This window comes from Hymenobacter aquaticus (assembly GCF_004765605.1).
Lineage (GTDB): Bacteria > Bacteroidota > Bacteroidia > Cytophagales > Hymenobacteraceae > Hymenobacter > Hymenobacter aquaticus.
The window spans coordinates 2,977,416-2,993,661 of the sequence record NZ_SRLC01000001.1; the positions used below are offsets into that span (position 1 = coordinate 2,977,416).

Here is a 16,246-nt window from a genome sequence, read left to right on the forward strand (position 1 = left end):
GCTTTCCCGCACAAATTTCACGATTGGTAAAATCCAGCTTCCAAAAATGCTTAATTTTGTCTTTGCGGTAGGATAAACTCGGCTAGCAGCTTGTCTTATCGTATCTTACACGGCTTTTTTCGGTTTGCTCCCCGAGGTCCTCTTTTAGTTCTCTATGAAAGTATTATACTTTTTCGGTACGCTGCTGTTTTGTAGTCTGACCAGCTCGGCGCAGGACCTGATGTACCAGACGCCGCCCAAGGCCATTGCGGCGCTGGCCGATGCGCCCAGCACGCCGCGGGTCAGCGTCTCGTCGAACGGCCAGTGGCTGCTGCTGCTCGACAATCAGGACATGCCCGGCATTGCCGATTTGTCGCAGCCCGAGCTGCGCATCGGCGGGCTGCGCATCAACCCCAAAACCAACGGCCCGAGCCGGGTAAGCTACATCACCAAGATCCGGCTCAAGCACCTGCCCGACGGCAAGGAGCTGCTGGTGCAGGGGCTGCCGGCCAAAGCCCGCATCAGCGAGGTTACCTGGTCGCCGGACAACACGAAGGTGGCCTTCACCCACACCTCCGACCGGCACGTGGAGCTGTGGCTGCTGGACGTGGCCTCGGCCTCGGCCCGCCTGATGCCCAACCTGTTTCTGAACAGCGTGTTCGGCAAATCCTACGAGTGGGTATCGGACAGCCAGACGCTGCTGGCCCGCGCCATCGTGGGCGGCCGGGGCGACACCCCGATTCTGAGTCCCGTGCCGATGGGCCCCACCGTGCAGGAAAACATCGGCCGGAAAGCGCCGGCCCGCACCTACCAGGATCTGCTAAAAAACCCGACCGACGAGAAGCTGTTCGAGTTTTACGCCACGGCCCAGGTCGTGAAGGTGAGCGTGACCGGCCGCATGCAGCCCTTGGGCCAGCCCGGCGTGGTGCAGCAGGCCTCGCCCTCGCCCAACGGCCGCTACGCCCTGATTAAAACCCGCCACCGGCCCTTCTCCTACACCCTACCCTACACCGATTTCCCGCTGCAAGTCGACATTATGAGCATGGAAGGCCTGCTGGTGAAAACCGTGGCCGATCTGCCCCTGGCCGACAACGTGCCCAGCAGCTTCGACGCCGTGCCGACCGGGCAGCGCAGCCACGGCTGGCGCGACGACGCGCCCTCGACCCTGTACTGGGTAGAAGCCCAGGACGGCGGCGACCCGAAAGCTACGGCTCCGGTGCGCGACAAGATCTTCGCGCTGGCCGCACCCTTCGAAACCGAGCCCCAGGAAGTAGCCGCCCTGCCCCTGCGCTTCCGCGACATTATCTGGGGCAACGCCAACCTGGCGCTGGTGGAAGGCTACCGCTGGGCCGACCGCAAGGAAATGACCTGGACGCTGAACCCAACGACCAAAACCGCGCCCGTGGTGCTATTCGACCGGTCGTCGCAGGACACGTACACGGCCCCGGGCACGCCCTATACCCAGCGCAACGTCACCGGCAATGAGGTGCTGGCTACCGATGCCAAGGGCGAAACGCTGTACTTCATCGGCACCGGCGCTTCGCCCGAGGGCGACCGGCCCTTCGTGGACGAGCTGGACGTGGCCACCAAGAAAAGCACCCGCTGGTGGCGCTCCGAAGCCCCGTACTACGAGGTGCCCGTCACGATTCTGGACTTGAACAAGCGCCACCTCATCACGCGGCGCGAGTCGCAGCAGGAAGCACCCAACTACTACCTGCGGGAAGTGAAAAGCGCCAAGCTGACGCCCCTGACCAAGTTTGAGAACCCCTACGCGTCCGTCGGCAACCTCACCAAGCAGGTGCTCAAATACAAGCGCGCCGACGGCGTGGATCTGACCGCCAACCTGTACCTGCCCTACGGCTACAAGAAGGAAAACGGTCCGCTGCCCACCCTGATGGAAGCCTACCCGGTCGAGTTTAAAAACAAGGCCAACGCCGGCCAGGTGAAAGGCTCGCCCTACGCCTTTACCCGCCTGAGCTGGGGCTCGCCCATTTACTGGGTCACGCAGGGCTATGCCGTCTTGCAGGCCACCAGCATTCCGATTGTGGGTGAAGGCAGCAAAGAGCCCAACGACACCTACGTGGAGCAGCTCACGGCCAGCGCCAAAGCCGCCATCGACGAAGGAGCCCGCCTGGGCGTGGTCGACCGGAAGCGGGTGGCGGTGATGGGCCACTCCTACGGGGCTTTCATGACGGCCAACCTGCTGGCCCACACCGACCTGTTCAGGGCCGGTATTGCCCGCAGCGGCGCCTACAACCGCACCCTGACGCCCTTCGGCTTCCAGGCCGAGGAGCGCACATATTGGGAAGCCCCGGAGGTGTACAACGCCATGTCGCCCTTCACCTACGCCGACAAAATCAAGACGCCGCTGCTGCTGATTCACGGCGAGGCCGACAACAACTCGGGCACGTTCCCGCTGCAGAGTGAGCGGTTCTACAACGCCCTGAAAGGCCACGGGGCCACGGTGCGCTACGTGGTGCTGCCCTTCGAAGCCCACGGCTACGCGGCCCGCGAGTCGGTGATGCACACGCTGTGGGAAATGAACACCTGGCTCGACAAGTACGTGAAAACGCCCGCCGCCACGGCGGCCCCCGCCACTCCCGACCAAAGTGCCGTCGGCACAAAAACCGAAGGCAACTAAGCTGCCGGCTCTTACCGCCAAAAAGGCCCGCTCCTCGTCCGGAGCGGGCCTTTTTTAGTTTGGCCTGCTGAGCGCAGGCAACTTAGCGGCAGGGCCCGTGCCGGTAATACCCCCGGGCACAAGTAGTCAACAACCCAGAATTCATGTGCGCGAATACGCGTGAAAGGATGCGCCAGCTACACGCGGCTTATTTCACCGCAGCCGACTATAACCTTGTCAGGCCGAGCTTCGTTTTAGGCACATAGTTCTATTGCTTCACCTTTAAATTCAAACGTCATGAAAACGTTCAAGGTATATATGGTCATGCTGCTGGCCTTCTTCATGCTCGGCACCACTGCCACTTCGGTTCAGGCTCAGGATGCTCCTAAGAAGGGCTGGAGCAAAAAAGCAAAAGGCGCGGCCATTGGCGGCGGAGCCGGCGTGGTGGGTGGCGCCGTGGTGGGTGGCACCAAAGGCGCCATCATCGGGGGCGTGGCCGGTGCCGCGGCCGGGGGCCTGATTGGCCGTAAGAAAGACAAGAAAAAAGACCCGGTTCGTCACGCTGAATACACGCGCAAAGACTAACCTGCCAGCATAGCACGCTGCTTCGGCAGCCACGCAAAAAGGCCCCGGATATTCGTATCCGGGGCCTTTTTGTGCTTTACCATACTTATCTACTGCTTCACCAGCTTCTGGTACGTCTGGCCGCCGGCCGTACTCAGGCGCAGCACGTACACGCCGCTGGCCCACGGGCCAGTTGCCACCAGCAGCGTGCCATCGGAAGCGGCAGTGACGCGGGCGACGACGGGGCGGCCGAGGGCGTCGTGCACGGTGAGCTGGGCGGGCCGCAGCGGGGTGGCGGCCCGCACCGTTACCAAGTCAGTGGCGGGGTTAGGATAGAGCGTCAGGTCGGCGGCAGCAGGGGCTTTGCCTATGCTCAGCGGCGTACTCAGCTGGTTGAGGCGGTAGCGGCGCAGGAAGCGCCATACTTCCACGCTGGCGTTGATGTCGCGGTTGGTTACGCCGATGGTGACCGGCGCGCCCGGCCAGGTGTGGCCGCCCCCGATGATTTTGTAGTGCTCCACCACGCTACCGTTGCGGCCCCCGCCGTACACGTAGCGCTCCGCCGTGCTGCCGTCGGTGGTATTGGTGTTGGGCACGGTCGTGACGGTGGGCGTGGGCGCGCAGCCGTTGAAGCGCGCCCAGTAGTCAACCACCGCTGGGACGGGCACGAACAGGATGTTGCCGTTGTAGGGCACCGTGTTGTCGGCCGTGCCGTGAATTTCCATGACCGGCACCGGGTGCTGGGGCGTGCAGACGCTCAGCCGGCTTTGCACCACGCTGCCCGTCACCGAGCCGATGGCCGCCACCCGGTTGCTAAGCTTGCAGGCCAGCTCGTAGCTCATAAAGCCCCCGTTGCTCATGCCGGTGCTGTACACGCGGTTGGCATCAATCGAGTAGCGGGCCTGCAGGCTGGTGAGCAAGTCGGAGAGAAACGCCACGTCGTCGGGGCCGCCCGCGCCGGGGGCCGTGAAGGTGTTCCAGTAGCGGTTGCCCGAGCCATCCACGGTGCCGTTGGGGTGCACGATGAGGAAATTGGCCGTGTCGGCAATGGACCGGAAATCACCGTAGACTTCCTGCTCCAGGTTGTTGGAGCTGTAGCCGTGCAGGTTGAATAGTAGCGGCACGGGCTTGGCGGCGGAGTAGGCGGCCGGCACGTAGAGCCGGTACTCGCGGGTGATGCCCCCGCTGACGAGGGTGCCCGTAATGGTGCTTTGTGCCTGGCTGGCGGCGGGCAGCAGCGCCAGCGCGGCGGCTACGGAGAGTAAAGTTTTCACTGCGTATAACGTGTGGTTTCAGTAACGGCAGCGGCCCGCAAGGCCGCCGGTCTTCTTCCTACGCACAATCGGGCCAGTAAGGTGGCGTCTGGGTCAGGGCTTCGGCATCAAATCCTGCATCTTCTTCGCGTCGCCGACGCCCACGCCGCCGATGCCGTTGTTGAAAAACAGGTACACCTGCTCCAGCCGGGGCAGGGCGGCAATTTCGGCGGCAACGCGCTGCAAAAACGCCCGGCTGTACTCCGACTTATACAGCTCGGGGACGCCGTGAAACCGGTAGTAAACCATACTGGTGGTAGCTACCACTTCGTCGGGCAGGGGCAGCGGGTGGCTCTGGCTCACGAAGGAAATTCGGTGCCGGCTCAGCTGCTGAAACACCTCCCCTTCCCACCAGCTCGGGTGCCGAAACTCCACCACGTTTTCAAACGCGGGGTCCAGGTTGTCGATTAGGCGCCGCATCAGCTCTTCGGTGTAGGCCGCTTTGGGCGGCAGCTGAAACAGGACCGGCCCGAGCTTTTCCTGCAAACCCTCCCGGATGGTGGCGTAAAACTCGGCCAGAATCGGCTCGGCCGCGGCGCTGAACTTTTTGTAGTGCGTCACCTGCCGCGGGGCCTTCACGGCAAACCTAAACTCCGGCGGACTTTGCTGGTAGAGCTTCTCGAAAAACGCCAGCTCCGGCAGGCGGTAGAAGGTCACGTTCAGCTCCAGGCTGTTGAAGTGGGTGCAGTAGTATGCAAACCACTGGCGCGGGGGCATGTCGGGCGGATAAAACACGCCTTTCCAGTCGCGGAACGAGAAGCCGGAGCAGCCAATGTAGGTAGCGGGCATGGGGTAGAGCTCGGGTGGAAACGGCTTTTACGCAACCTAAAGCCACAATTGCCGCTTCAGCTTCGGCAAAACTTATCGTCCAGCCTGCTAGCGCCCGCCTAATTTGGCGCTACCACCGCTCCATGCGTTGTACAACTATTTTCAAAAAGCAGAAAATAGTTGTACAGTTTTAGCTTCACAGGTGTACAACTATTTTTCGCTTTTTGAAAATAGTTGTACACGATTGCCCGCTTGGTTTGCTCATGGGTTGCTGACGTCAATTCACTTGGAAAAACGGCTGCCTGGTTAGCCCAGTAACCAAAACGCCCCGAAACCACTCAGGTTCCGGGGCGTTGCTAGTGCAGCTTAAGCCACTGCTTACAGCAGCTTATCAAGCGAAACCGGCAGGTTGCGGACGCGCTTGCCGGTGGCGTGGTAGGCGGCGTTGGCCACGGCGGCGGCCACGCCCAGCATGCCCACTTCGCCCAGGCCTTTGATGCCCAGCGGGTTTACCTTGTCGTCTTCCTCCTCCACGAAAATCACGTCGATGTCGTGCACGTCGGCGTTGACGGGAATGTGGTACTCGCCGTAGTTGTGGTTCATGTAGCGGCCGAAACCGTGGTCCATCACGCTTTCCTCCATCAGGGCCATGCTCATGCCCCACACCACTGAGCCCAGCACCTGGCTACGGGCCGTTTTGGGGTTCAGGATGCGGCCGGCGGCCACGGCGTTTACTACCCGCGTCACGTGCAGGGTGCCCAGCTCGGGGTCAACCTTCACTTCCACGAACACCGCGTTGTGGGCGTGCATCGAGTGGGTGAGCTGACCGAGCGGATTGGGCATCATCGTGTTTTCGGCCTCCAGCTTGTCCTTGCCGCTGGCGGGCAGAATGTCGCGCAGCACCACAGCTTGGGTAATGTCGCTGTTGAGGCGAATCTGGCCGTTGACGAACTCCACGTCCTCGTAGGCAGCCCCTTTCAGCGGGCTGTCGGCCATCTTCTGGGCCAGCTTGAGCAACTGCTCGCCCAGCTTGTCGCACACCTGCTTCACGGCGTTGCCGACGGAAGCGGCCGTCCAGGAGCCGCCTTGCAGTGGGGCTTCGGGCTGATTGGTGTCGCCGAGCTTGAAAGTGACGGCCTCAATGGGCAAGCCCAGGGTTTGGGCCGCAATCTGCGTCATGATGGTGTAAGTGCCGGTGCCGATTTCGTTGGAGCCGCTGAGCACGGTCAGGTGGCCGTCGGCCGACAGCGAGGCGCTGGCGGCGCACTTCTGAATGCTGGCATCCCAGACGCCGGTAGCCACGCCCCAGCCCACCAGCAGGTCTCCGTCGCGCATGGAGCGGGGTTCGGGTTTGCGCTGGTCCCAGCCAAACTTGGCGGCGCCCTCGTGGTAGCACTCGCGCAATTTCTTGCTCGAAAACGGCTTGTCGGCGTTCTGGTCGCGCTCGGCGTAGTTGCGCAGGCGGAACTCCAGCGGGTCAATACCGGCGGCGTAGGCCATTTCATCCATGGCTACTTCCAGGGCAAACGAGCCGCTGGCCGCGCCGGGGGCCCGCATGTCCTGGGGCGTATACACGTCGATTTTGGCCAGCTGGTAGGTCAGCTTCACGTTGTCGCACTGGTAGAGCATACCCGACCAGTTAACCACGTTTTCGGTGAAGTCCTCAAACTGCGAGGTTTCGGCCAGGGCGTGGTGGTGCATAGCGGCCAGCGTGCCGTCGGGGTTGGTGCCCAGCTCCACGTACTGCAGCGTGTGGGGGCGGTGGCCCATGCTGAACATCTGCTGCCGCGTCATCGAGACGCGCACCGAGCGTTTCAGCTCCAGGGCGGCCAGCACGGCCATAAACAGCTGGTACTGGGGCCGCAAGCCCGAGCCGAAGCCGCCGCCGGTGTACTGCGACACCACGTGGGCCTCGTCCTTGCTGAGTCCGAACACCTTCGTGACATACTGCTGGGAGTTGAAGGCGCCCTGCGTTTTGTCGTAGATGTTGAGCTTTTTGTCGCCGAGGAACTCCACCGTGGAGGCAAACATTTCCATCGGGTTGTGGTGCTGGGCCAGGTGGATATACTCGCCCTCGACGCGGTGCGCGGCGTTTTTCAGCTCCTCGTCGGGGTTACCGCGGGGCTTGGGCGGGGGCATCCAGCCGGTTTTGCCCCGGCCGGGCTCGAAGCCGTCGTCGCGCTTGGTTTCCAGGTCGGTGGCGTGCTTTTCCACGTCGTAGTCGATGCGGAGCAGGCCGGCGGCGTAGCGGGCCACCTCGAAGGTTTCGGCCACGACCAGCGCCACGGGCTGCATGCTGTACTTCACCTCGGCGTGCTGCAACGGCCGGAACGGCGAGCCGCCGGGGGCCACGTCGTCCTTGTAGCTGCGGTCAAACCAGGCCAGGGAAGGCACGTTTTCGTGGGAGAAAACCTGCAAAACGCCCGGTAGCGTCAGAATTTCGTCGGCGTGAATCTTGGTGATTTTGCCCTTCGCCACCGAGCTGCTCACGATGTAGCCGTAGGCCAGGTTGGGCACGTTGAATTCGGCGGCGTACTTGGCCGCTCCCGTTACTTTGGCCGGCCCGTCGACGCGGCTGACGGGTTTGCCGATATAGTTGGTCGTGCTCATGGATTCGAGTTGGTAAAGATGTCGGACGCGTGCTGGGTGCCTTCGGCGGCCTGCTTGAGGGCCCGCACGATGGCGCGCTTGGCCAGCTCAATCTTAAACGTGTTGTGGCCGTAGCCCTGGGCGTTTTCTACCACGGCGGCAGCGGCCTTCCGGAAGGTTTCCTCGGTGGCGGGCTGGCCTTTGAGCAATGCTTCGGCCTTTGGGTCGCGCCAGGGCTTGTGGGCCACGCCGCCCAGGGCCAGGCGGGCTTCCTTGATGGTGTTGCCCTCCAGCTGCAAAGCCGCCGCTACCGACACCAGGGCAAAGGCGTAGGATTGCCGGTCGCGCAGCTTGAGGTAGCTGAAATTCTTGCTGAAGTCCTCGTTGGGCAAGTCAATGGCCGTCACGATTTCGTCGGGAGCCAGGGTGTTGTCCAGCTCGGGCTTGTCTTCGGGCAGGCGGTGGAAGTCCTCGAACTTCACCGTCCGCTCGCCGTTGGGGCCGGTTACCTGCACCGTGGCATTCAGCGCGGCCAGCCCGACGCACATATCCGAGGGGTGGGTGGCAATGCAGCTTTCCGACGTGCCCAGGATGCCGTGAATCCGGTTGTAGCCGCCGATGGCCGAGCAGCCCGAGCCGGGTTCCCGCTTGTTGCAGGGCGTGGCCAGGTCGTAGAAATAGTAGCAGCGGGTGCGCTGAAACAGGTTGCCGCCGTTGGTGGCCATGTTGCGCAGCTGGGGCGAGGCCCCGGCCAGAATGGCCTGGCTCAGCAAGGGGTAGCGCTGCTGCACCTGCTCGTCCCAGGCCGTATCGGCGTTGGTGGCCAGGGCGCCCAGGCGCAGGCCGCCGTCGGGCGCGGCTTCAATGGCTTTGAGCGGCAAGTGGTTCAGGTCGAGCAGGCGGGTGGGGCGCTCCACGTTTTCCTTCATCAGGTCCAGCAGGTTAGTGCCGCCGGCAATGAATTTGGCGCCCTCGTCGGCCGCCTTTTCACGGACGGCCGCTTCCACGCCACTGGCGCGGGTATAAGTGAAACTGTTCATCAGGTGAGATGGTGAAATAGTGAAATGGTGAGTTGTTGTTCTGCTGGCGCGGGTTGGCGAGGCCGTTTCGGCCCCTCACCCGTGCAGCAGCGCACTATTTCACCGGGGCTGATTCAGCACTTCTTCAATGGCCGACACGATGTTGGTGTAGGCACCGCAACGGCAGAGGTTGCCGCTCATCATTTCCCGGATTTCGGCCGTGGTTTTGGCCTTGCCTTCGGTGAGCATGCCCACGGCCGAGCAGATCTGGCCCGGCGTGCAGTAGCCGCACTGAAAGGCGTCGTGGTCGACGAAGGCCTGCTGCAACGGGTGCAGCTTTTCTTCGGTGCCCAGGCCTTCGATGGTCGTGATGTCGGCGCCTTCCTTCATGACGGCCAGGGTCAGGCAGGAATTGATGCGCTTGCCGTCGACCAGCACGGTGCAGGCCCCGCACTGGCCATGGTCGCAGCCTTTTTTGGTGCCGGTCAAATCGAGGTACTCGCGCAGGGCGTCGAGCAGGGTGGTCCAGGGCGCTATTTCCAGCTGCCGTTCCACGCCGTTGATTTTCAGCGTGACAGTGGCCGTGGGCGGCAGGCCAATAGCCGGGGAACCCAAGGGGGCCTGGGTGGTGGTTGTACTCATATGCTGGGGCGGATAAGTGGTGAAAGAACAGAACCGGGCGCAGGCGCAGCGGCGGCGCCCGACAAGCAGTAGCGCGGGCAAGTGGCCAAGCTGACCTATTTATATCCTTACGCCCGGAAGCAGCCTAGTGTTGAGCCCGGCGAAACTCTTTTTACGGATTAGCCTGCCGGCTGCCCGGGCGGCTTGCCGCCTCATCCGGCCCGGCCACCCTCCTACCGCCGGGTTTGCAGCCTGCCACGGCCACTCGCCGGACAGTACGGCGGAGCCGCCGGAGCTAAATCAGCAGCCCAAATGTTTGTTATATTATTAACCATCAAACGTTTAATACCAAAACATTTGTCTAACCAAGAAAACTATGCCGCTGACATTATTTAGAAATATTCCAGAAAAGCATTCTTCTATTTGTATTCATTCCAAATAGCGTATTACCTTTGTCGCACTCAATCACCACCCCGAATAGCTCCTTCTTATGTCTTTCAAGTACGCTTCGGTTGTATTGGCGGCGCTGGCCTTTGGCTTTACCTCCTGCGACAACTCCGATAACGAAGAAAACGCGGCTCCGGCCCTGCGCGCCAAGATGGACGCCAGCACCCTGACGGCCTCGTCGAAGTACACCGAATCGTTTAAGGATGCCAGCGGGCAGTCGACCGTCGACCTGACGACCTCGAATCAGCGCCTCGACATGTTCTCGGAGCTGAACACCTACATGGCCAAAGTGGCCGCTACCACGGCCCCTTCCAAAGTGGAAGCCGGCGTGCTGCGGAACTATTACACTAACTCGGCCGCGCCCTTCTCGGTGGCCGCGCTGAACACCTCGGGCCTACAGCTGCGCTCCGCCACGGCGGCCTCGTTCTCGGTCACCAACGCCGAAGCCGTGCGCACCTACGTGGATAACAACTTCGCCAAGCTGGCCACGGCCAGCGAGTCGGTGGATAAAACCGCTTCCGAGGGCAAAGCCGGCCGCCTGGGCCGCTACCTGGTCGACGACAAGGGCTACGAAGTCAACCAGATCATCCAGAAAGCCCTGATTGGCGCCCTGCTACTCGACCAGATCGACAACGTGCTGCTGAATGAGCAGGGCTTGAAAGCCAACAACAGCAAGGTGGTGGACGGCAAGGCGTACTCGGAGCTGGAGCACAACTGGGATTTGGCCTACGGCTACCTGACCAACAACGCCATTATGACCACGGACATCAACGCCACCCCGCGGGAGCGTTTCCTGGCCAGCTACCTCAACGAGAAGAATGGCCCGGCGTCGCCGGCCGTGTACATGGCCTTTCTGAAGGGTCGCGCCGCCATCGTCAACAACGACGCGGCTGGCGTGCAGGCCCAGGCCGACCTCATCCGGACCGAGCTGGAGGAAACCATTGCCCTGGCGGCAGTGTCTTACCTGGCGAACTGGAAAGCGGCTTCGGCCCTGGACGTGAAAGCCCACGCCCTGGGTGAAGGTCTGGGCTTCATCTACTCGCTGCGCTTCTGCACCAAGTACGGCGCCGACGCGGCCTTCTCCGACGGGGTGCTCAACGGCCTGATGGCCGGCAGCCAGGGCGCCTGGAGCCTGACCAACGCCCAGGCCGACGTGGCCATCAACGCCATCAAGACCAAGTTTAAGCTCCAGTAAAAAACATTTGTCCACTTCCGTGGTGGATACACTACAGCGCACCGCCCCGGCAACCGGGCGGTGCGTTGGTCATTGCAACTCATGAGAAATTCGATGAAAAGAAGCGTTGTAACTGCCCTGGCCCTGCTGCTTTCGGCCTGGGTACTGCTCAGCTGCCAGAAGGATTCCAGCGGCGACGCGGCCAACCCCAGCACCGAGCCCGACCGCAAAGCCCTGCTCACCCAGTGGGCCGACAGCGTGGTGAAGCCCGGCTACAAAGGCTTCAACGACAAGTTCAGCGTGCTCAAGACCAAGACCACGGCCTTCACTGCCGCGCCCACCACGGCCACGCTAACCGAAGCCCGCCAGGCCTGGCAGCAGGCGTACGTGGAGTGGCAGAAGGTGGAAATGTTTGAGTTTGGCCCGGCCGAAACCGTGAGCCTGCGCAACCACTTCAACATCTACCCCACCGACGTGGCCGGCATCAACCGCAACATCTCGGCGGGCACCTACAACTTTGAGCTGGCTACGGCCATTCCCCAGCAGGGCTTCCCGGCCCTGGATTACCTGCTCAACGGCGTAGCCGCCGACGACGCGGCCATCGTGCAGCAGTACGCCTCTTCCGAAAAGCACCGCCGTTACCTGACCGACGTGGTGAACAAGATGAGCGAAACCTTCGGCACGGTGTATTCGCAGTGGAACGGCTCCTACCGCGACACCTTCGTGAACAACACCGGCACCGACGCCAGCAGCTCCTTGTCGCGGGTGGTTAATGCCTACTCCTTGTACTACGAGCGGTTTTTGCGGGCCGGCAAAGTTGGTATTCCGGCCGGCACCATGACCGGTACGCCCCTGCCCGACAAGATTGAGGCCGTTTACTACAAAGGCACCTTGCCCTTGCAGCTGGCTACCACGGCCCACGCGGCGGTGCAGCAGTTCTTCAACGGCCGCACCGGCCGGCCTTCCCTGCGCGCCTACCTCGACGCGCTGGGTGCCAAAGACAGCCGCACCAACCAGTCGCTGACCAGCCTGATTGATGCCCAGCTGAAGACTTCCTACCAGCAGCTCAACTCCCTGGGCCCCGATTTGTACACGACCATGCGCAGCCGCAACGCCGACGCCGTGGCCTCTTACAACGAGATGCAGAAGGCCGTGCGCATGATTAAGGTCGACATGACCTCGGCCATGAGCATCACCGTCACCTACGTCGACAACGACGGCGACTAATGCAGGGCAGTCCGCTGCAGCGCTACTTTCAGACGACTATTCCAGCCGCCCCGCTGGCTACGTTCCGGTTGGCCTTTGGCCTGCTGGTACTGGCCAGCGTGGTGCGTTTTTGGGCCAAGGGCTGGATTGCGGACCTGTATCTGCAGCCCAAGTTTTTCTTTTCCTACTACGGCTTCGAGTGGGTCAAGCCGCTGGGCGTGTACACCTACGCGCTGTTTGCCTTCTGCGGGCTGTGCGCCGTGCTGGTGGCCCTGGGCTGGTGGTACCGCACGGCGGCCGTGGGGCTGTTTGTGAGCTTCACCTACATCGAGCTCATGGACAAAAGCACCTACCTGAACCACTATTACTTCGTGAGTTTGGTGGCGCTGCTGCTCGTGGTGCTGCCCGCCGGCCGCTACTTTTCCCTGGACGCCTACTTCCGGCCCGGCCGCTGGCGGAGCGAGGTGCCGCGCTGGACGGTGGACGCCCTGCGCCTGCTCATGGGCATCGTGTATTGCTACGCCGGCCTGGCCAAGCTCAACTCCGACTGGCTGCTGCACGCCATGCCCCTGCGCATCTGGCTGCCGGCCAAAAACGATTTGCCCGTCATCGGCTTCCTGTTCAGCTACCCCTGGGTGGCCTACGCCTTCAGCTGGTTCGGGGCCTTTTACGATTTGACGGTGCCGTTTTTCCTGCTCAACCGCCGCACCCGGCCCTGGGCCTACGCCACGGTCGTGGTGTTTCACGTGCTGACGGCGGTGCTGTTTCCCATCGGCATGTTTCCCTACGTCATGATGGTAGCGGCTCTGATTTTCTTCCCGGCCGAGGCCCACGAGCGGTTCGTGCAATGGCTGCGCCGTACGTTCCGGCTAGGATCTGCGGCCCCGCGCCAACCCGTGGCCCTGGTGTACGGGCCGCGCACCCGCAAGCTGCTGTTAATGACCTTGGGCGCGTTTTTTCTGGTGCAGCTGCTCTTGCCCTTCCGCTACCTGCTCTACCCGCGGGAGCTGTTCTGGACCGAGGAAGGCTACCGGTTTTCGTGGCGGGTGATGCTGATGGAGAAAATGGGCCAGGTGCAGTTTAAGGTGGTCGACGGCGTGACGGGCCGGGCCCGGCTGGTTAATAACTATGAGCACCTGAGCGTGTTGCAGGAGAAGATGATGGCCACCCAGCCCGATATGATGGTGCAGTTTGCCCACTACCTGCGCGACTACTACGCCCGGCGCGGCGTACCTTCGCCCCGCGTGTACGCCGACGCCTACGTGAGCCTGAACGGCCGCCTGGGCAAAGCGTATATCGACCCCACCGTGGATTTGGCCCGGGAGTCGGACGACTTACGGCCCAAGCCCTGGATTTTGCCTTTCGATGATGAAATTATTGGTTTATAGTGCCGTGCTGCTGGCGAGCCTGCTTGCCGGCCGGCCCGCCCTGGCCCAGCAGCTCGTGCTCCAGGGCCGGGTGCTGGAAGAAACGACGGCCCGGCCCGTGGCGGGCTGCGAGGTCTACCTGCGCGGCTCCCGCCAGATTGCCCGCACCGACAGCACCGGCCGCTTCAGCATTCCGCGCCTCGCGGCCGGCCGGCAGCAGCTGCAGTTTTCCTCCATCGGCCACGAGCCGCTCAAAACCGAAGTCGACCTCACGGCCGAAGCCGCCGTGCTCGACTTTACCCTGACACCCAAGCAGCGCACCTTGCGCGAGGTGGTGGTGGCCGGCCCCCAAGCCCGCTTCGGCCAGACGCGCCTGCGGGAGGTGGAGGGCACGGCCATTTTCGCGGCCAAAAAGTCGGAAGTCATTGTGCCCGACAACCTGGTGGCCAACCTGGCGACCAACAACGCCCGCCAGGTGTACGCCCGGGTGGCCGGCCTCAACATCTGGGAAACCGACCAGGGCGGCCTGCAGCTCAGCATCGGGGGCCGGGGCCTCGACCCCAACCGCACCTCCAACTTCAACGTGCGCCAGAACGGCTACGACATTTCGGCCGATGCCCTGGGTTACCCCGAAAGCTACTACACCCCGCCCATCGAGGCCATCAAGCGGATTCAGCTGGTGCGCGGGGCGGCTTCCTTGCAGTACGGCACCCAGTTTGGCGGCCTGCTCAACTTTGAGCTGCGCACCCCGGAGCCCGACAAAACCGTGGCTGTCACCTCGCGGCAGACGGTGGGCTCGTTCGGGTTTTTCAACTCGTTTAACAGCGTGAGCGGCACGGTCAAGAAGCTCAGCTACTACACCTTCGCCCAGTACAAGCGCGGCGACGGGTGGCGGCCCAACTCCGGCTTCGACAGCAAAACGGCATACGCCGACCTGCGCTACCAGTTCACCGACAACTTTAAAATGGGCCTCCAGGTAACCCACATGGACTACCTGGCCCAGCAGCCCGGCGGCCTGAGCGACTTTCAGTTTGCCCAGAACCCGCGCCAGTCGAACCGGGAGCGGAACTGGTTTAAGGTCGACTGGAACCTGTTCAACGTGTCGGCCGACTGGAAAGTAACGCCCCGCTCCAACCTCAACCTGACCACCTTCGGGCTGGTGGCCTCGCGCAAGTCCTTGGGCTACCGGCCCAACTTTGTGGAGCGCGCTGACGCCGACACCCAGCAACGGGAGCTCATTACCGGTGACTTCCGCAACGTGGGCCTCGAAGCCCGCTACCTGACCCGCTACGACCTGGGCGAAGCCAAAAGCGGGGTGCTGCTGGTCGGCACCCGCCTCTACCGGGGCTACAACCACAGCATCCAGGGCTTCGGCCCCACCGGCCGGGCCGCTGATTTTAGCTTCGTGCCCGCCGCCGCGGGTCTGAACGCGCCGACGTCGTCATCGGACTACCGCTTCCCAAACTACAACGGGGCCTTGTTCGCCGAAAACATCTTCTACTTCGGCGAGAAGTTTTCCCTGACTCCGGGCGTGCGCTACGAGTACATCCGCACCCGGGCCGAGGGCTCCTATCAAACCGTGGTGCGCGACCTGGCCGGCAACATCACCGACGTGACCAATACCAACGAAGTCCGCACCAGTCCGCGCGGCTTTTTCATCGGCGGTTTGGGCGCCAGCTACAAGGCCCGGGAAGAGCGGGAGCTGTACGCCAACGTGTCGCAGAACTACCGCTCGATTACGTTCGGCGACATGCAGATTACCAACAACGCGCTGATAATCGACCCCAACCTGCAGGATGAGCGCGGCTACTCGGCCGACCTGGGCCTGCGCGGTGACCAGGCCCAGTGGCTGACCTACGATCTGAGCGTGTTTGCCCTGGCCTACAACAACCGTATCGGCGAGGTGCAGACCTACGACCGCAACGACCGGCCCATCCGCCGCCGCGGCAACCTGGGCCGGGCCCTGATCCTGGGCGTAGAGTCGTACGGCGAAGTGGACGTGCTGCGCCTGCTGCAACCGACGGTGGAGCCCGAGCGCTGGCGCCTGGCCACGTTTGCCAACGTGTCCGTGATTCGCAGCCGCTATACCTCGGGCGAAAACACCGGCAAGCAGGTGGAGTTTGTGCCGAATCTGAACCTGAAAACCGGCGTGCAGGGCGGCTACGGTCCGTTTAAGGCCTCCTTCCAGTTCACCTATCTGTCCAACCAGTTTTCGGAGGCCACCAACGCCCGCAACAGTCCCCAGGACGAGCGGCCGGACCGCAACTCGGCCGTTGTCGGCCGGATTCCAGCCTACCAGATTATGGACGCTTCCGTGTCGTGGGAGCGGCGCTGGCTCAAGCTGGAAGGCAGCATCAACAACCTGGGCAACACCCTGTATTTCACCCGGCGCGCCACCGGCTACCCCGGCCCCGGCATTCTGCCCTCCGACGGCCGCAGCTTCTTCCTGACCGCCGCCGTGAAGTGGTAAGCCGGCTGGCCCCGCAGGGCGGGTTGTTTGGCCGCTGACGCAACCAAGCCCGCCCCGGCCAGTACACGCAAGGCAGGCCCCGCGCATCGGCGGCGGCCTGCTTCACGCA

11 protein-coding genes are annotated in these 16,246 nt (G+C 62.8%); 6 read left to right on the forward strand and 5 right to left on the reverse strand.

Translation table 11 applies throughout. The features are described 5' to 3' along the window. Nucleotides 1-154 precede the first annotated feature (154 nt). Both E5K00_RS12205 and E5K00_RS12210 read left to right on the forward strand, forming a co-directional pair. Nucleotides 155-2,620: an alpha/beta hydrolase family protein gene (locus E5K00_RS12205; RefSeq protein ID WP_135463493.1), complete on the forward strand. Its 2,466-nt coding sequence runs from the start codon at nt 155-157 to the stop codon at nt 2,618-2,620. Nucleotides 2,621-2,896: 276 nt separating this feature from the next. Then, on the forward strand, nt 2,897-3,184 hold the full coding sequence (locus tag E5K00_RS12210; protein WP_135463494.1) for a glycine zipper domain-containing protein: 288 nt from the start codon (nt 2,897-2,899) through the stop codon (nt 3,182-3,184). Between the two features lie 89 nt (nt 3,185-3,273). Here E5K00_RS12210 and E5K00_RS12215 read toward each other — a convergent pair whose 3' ends face one another. The 5 genes from E5K00_RS12215 to E5K00_RS12235 form a co-directional block, all read right to left on the reverse strand. Beyond that, nucleotides 3,274-4,437 (reverse strand): extracellular catalytic domain type 1 short-chain-length polyhydroxyalkanoate depolymerase, encoded by a 1,164-nt coding sequence (locus tag E5K00_RS12215; protein WP_135463495.1) that lies wholly within the window; start codon nt 4,435-4,437, stop codon nt 3,274-3,276. Nucleotides 4,438-4,530: 93 nt separating this feature from the next. Beyond that, nucleotides 4,531-5,265, reverse strand: a complete 735-nt coding sequence (locus E5K00_RS12220) for a DUF72 domain-containing protein (RefSeq protein WP_135463496.1) — start codon at nt 5,263-5,265, stop codon at nt 4,531-4,533. 357 nt (nt 5,266-5,622) lie between these two features. Continuing rightward, nucleotides 5,623-7,854 carry a xanthine dehydrogenase family protein molybdopterin-binding subunit gene (locus E5K00_RS12225; protein WP_135463497.1) on the reverse strand — a complete coding sequence of 744 codons (2,232 nt, stop codon included), beginning with the start codon at nt 7,852-7,854 and terminating at the stop codon, nt 5,623-5,625. Then, a complete protein-coding gene (locus E5K00_RS12230) occupies nt 7,851-8,873 on the reverse strand; it encodes an FAD binding domain-containing protein (RefSeq protein ID WP_135463498.1) in 1,023 nt (340 codons plus the stop codon). Before E5K00_RS12230 ends, E5K00_RS12225 begins: the two co-directional genes overlap by 4 nt. Before the next feature lie 99 nt (nt 8,874-8,972). Then, entirely contained in the window at nt 8,973-9,494 is a 522-nt protein-coding gene (locus tag E5K00_RS12235) for a (2Fe-2S)-binding protein (protein WP_135463499.1), read from the reverse strand. Between the two features lie 469 nt (nt 9,495-9,963). On the opposite strand from E5K00_RS12235, the gene E5K00_RS12240 reads away from it, so the two are divergent. From E5K00_RS12240 to E5K00_RS12255, 4 genes are all read left to right on the forward strand, one after another. Then, nucleotides 9,964-11,115 (forward strand): DUF4856 domain-containing protein, encoded by a 1,152-nt coding sequence (locus E5K00_RS12240; RefSeq protein ID WP_135463500.1) that lies wholly within the window; start codon nt 9,964-9,966, stop codon nt 11,113-11,115. 93 nt (nt 11,116-11,208) lie between these two features. Continuing rightward, nucleotides 11,209-12,321 (forward strand): imelysin family protein, encoded by a 1,113-nt coding sequence (locus tag E5K00_RS12245; RefSeq protein WP_167856848.1) that lies wholly within the window; start codon nt 11,209-11,211, stop codon nt 12,319-12,321. After that, nucleotides 12,321-13,688 carry an HTTM domain-containing protein gene (locus tag E5K00_RS12250; protein WP_135463502.1) on the forward strand — a complete coding sequence of 456 codons (1,368 nt, stop codon included), beginning with the start codon at nt 12,321-12,323 and terminating at the stop codon, nt 13,686-13,688. The genes E5K00_RS12245 and E5K00_RS12250 overlap by 1 nt, the downstream gene beginning before the upstream one ends. Continuing rightward, nucleotides 13,666-16,137, forward strand: coding sequence for a TonB-dependent receptor (locus E5K00_RS12255; RefSeq protein ID WP_135463503.1), 2,472 nt, complete (start codon nt 13,666-13,668; stop codon nt 16,135-16,137). The genes E5K00_RS12250 and E5K00_RS12255 overlap by 23 nt, the downstream gene beginning before the upstream one ends. Nucleotides 16,138-16,246 lie beyond the last annotated feature (109 nt).